Genomic DNA, 2,198 nt, shown 5'->3' on the forward strand with positions numbered 1-2,198 from the left:
GCGGCCGCAATCAGCTCCTCCGGGCTCGCTCCGGCGGAGAGCCCCAGCCGCCTTTCGAGCTCCTCCCGGTTGTCGATCCGGGCATCGGCAACCACCCGCACGCCCTTTGCGCTGCCAGTCGCCGACTCCGTTCGCTCCCGCGCCTCCCAGAGGAAGAGGCCGGGCAGCCGCTCCTCCCGTCCGCCCCGCGGCGCCCGGTGGGCAAGCGCCTCCACCATCGCTCCAGACGCCTCTTCCTCCAGATCCCCAGAGAGACGCCACCATCCACTAATCGCCCCCATCGCCCTTCCCGCCGGCAGCGGTTAGCGCGCCTCCGCCGGGCACCACCAAGCGGTGCGCCTCCAGCTCCTCGAGCAAGGAGGCCAAGTCGCTCCGGCAGCGCTCCGGCTCGACCTCGAATTCGGAGAGAAGCGCCGCCAATAGACTCTCGAAGGTCATCGGCTCGGCCAGAAGCTCCCAGACGCGAACAGCGACGCCGTCGAGCTGGTAGTAGATCCCATCCCCGGAATGGAGGATCACCACCGAGCCCTCCACCTCTGTGTGGAGAGCTTCCTCCGCCCGCGCGATCCTCCCGGATTCGGCCATCTTCATCCCCCTTCCCGCTCCGGATGCTCGGCCCTCCTTCGAAATGGAGGGATGGTCCGCCGCCCAGATCCCTATCCCAAGGTGACCGTCGAGACTGTGCTTCCGGTCAAGAGGGTGTCGGTGAGGAGCAGTCCGGTATTTTGCGTGATGGATTCCAGCGTCCCGTGGACCGTCAGCCTCGGCGGGAGATAGCGCCTCTTCCTCCCGAGGAGCTGCTGCTCCTCCAACTTCGCTTCTCCAAAGGATTCGCTTTTCCCCTTCTCTTCCTTCATCTCCATCTCCTCCTATTGCTGATTGCTCCTGCTCACTTCTCTCCCTCCCGGCGCTAGCCCGCAAGGGCCGCGCCGGCTTCCCGCTCCCGAATCGCACTCGGCGAGACCGGTCGGGGCTTTTGCGCTCGCTCTCCTTTGCGCGCCAGCAGAAGCGCTTCGATGGCAAACCGAATCTGCGGCTCGGCAAGACGCTTTCGAATCCGGGCTACCCATCCGGGGTCATCGGTGAGCCGCAGGCAGAGATCGCAAATTCCCGAAAACTCTTTCTCCTCTACTCGCTCGGCTCCCAGCAGCGAAAGGAGCCCGCGGGGACCGAAGGCGTGGATCGCGTGCAGGAGGGGATCGGAGTGCGCTCGCTCGAGGATCTCCGCCAATGACTCCTCCAACGCGTTGCCGAGAACCAGAGGGGAGCCGGGCGCGGCATCGAGCGAGGGACCGCAGCAGGCATAGACCCGCCCATCCCCATCGACGACCGGAAGCACGACCGAGGGACAAAACCCACCCGGAAGTTCCTTGGTCCGGGAGACAGCTCCTGGAGGAAGGCTGCGCGCCCTCCCCATGGCGACCACCTCTTGGCTCTCGAACAGCTCCACGAAGGGGGCAAACTCCGAGACGAACCGAGCGCGAAAGTCGGGGGAATCGCTCGCCCGGTAGGTCGAGCGGATCCTGGGTTGCAACCCACAGTCGGCCGCCGCCCGCGCCACCGAAAGGGGAAGATCCTTCTTTAGGAAAGGCTCGTGGAAAGGGTCCCAGCTGATCACGATCTGCGAGAGCCCGGCCTCCGCCAGCTCCGCCAAGATCCTTTGGGCCCGCTCGGCGTTTTTGGCCCAGCCGCAGCCGGTGACCAAGGAGACCGAAAGCCCCAATTGCGATGCGAGCCGGGTCAACTCCCGGACCTCTTCGGGATATAAGAGAGGCTCCCCCCCGGTGAAGCAGACCTTCCGGCTCACTCGGGGAATCTCTCGAATCCATCCGGCGGCCGCCTCGAACGCCATCTTCCCCTGGACTCGGGGCGAAGAGCGGGTGACGCAATGGCCGCACGCCAGCGGGCAGCGGCGGGTGATCATCAACCCGACCGATTTCCAGGAGAAGCTCATCGGCTGGCTACCGCTCCCGCCGCCTCGGAAAAGTCCTCTTCCAACACCCGCCGCATCCGGGAAAAGAGATCCCGCAGCTTCGCTCGATCCCGGGGGACCTGGCAAGCGACCACCGGCACCTCATGGATCAACCGGGAAAAGAGCCGGAACTCCTCTTCCTCCCTCCAGCGGATCCGGCATCCCCGATGGGCGCTCAAGCGCAAGAAGGCTTCCCGTCCGGACAGGAGCCGGATCCGGGGCTCCT

The 2,198-nt window shown here is 65.8% G+C and carries 4 protein-coding genes and 1 pseudogene; all 5 read right to left on the reverse strand.

Annotated elements, in window-relative coordinates; genetic code table 11:
* Positions 1 to 281 (reverse strand): annotated as a pseudogene (locus tag FN369_RS01150) (hypothetical protein); the annotation flags it as partial.
* On the reverse strand, positions 268 to 591 hold the full coding sequence (locus tag FN369_RS01155; RefSeq protein WP_142524386.1) for a PqqD family protein: 324 nt from the start codon (positions 589 to 591) through the stop codon (positions 268 to 270). The pseudogene FN369_RS01150 and the gene FN369_RS01155, both read right to left, overlap by 14 nt.
* Before the next feature lie 65 nt (positions 592 to 656).
* Complete coding sequence (locus FN369_RS01160; RefSeq protein ID WP_142524387.1) at positions 657 to 857, reverse strand: hypothetical protein; 201 nt, start codon at positions 855 to 857, stop codon at positions 657 to 659.
* 53 nt (positions 858 to 910) lie between these two features.
* The gene (locus FN369_RS01165) at positions 911 to 1,954 is read right to left on the reverse strand and encodes a radical SAM/SPASM domain-containing protein (protein WP_142524388.1); all 1,044 of its coding nucleotides are present in this window, start codon (positions 1,952 to 1,954) and stop codon (positions 911 to 913) included.
* The coding region (locus FN369_RS01170; protein WP_178087595.1) for a hypothetical protein at positions 1,951 to 2,198 on the reverse strand (248 nt) is incomplete at its 5' end. The genes FN369_RS01165 and FN369_RS01170, both read right to left, overlap by 4 nt.

This window comes from Methylacidimicrobium cyclopophantes (assembly GCF_902143385.2).
In the GTDB taxonomy this organism is placed as follows: Bacteria; Verrucomicrobiota; Verrucomicrobiia; order Methylacidiphilales; family Methylacidiphilaceae; genus Methylacidimicrobium; species Methylacidimicrobium cyclopophantes.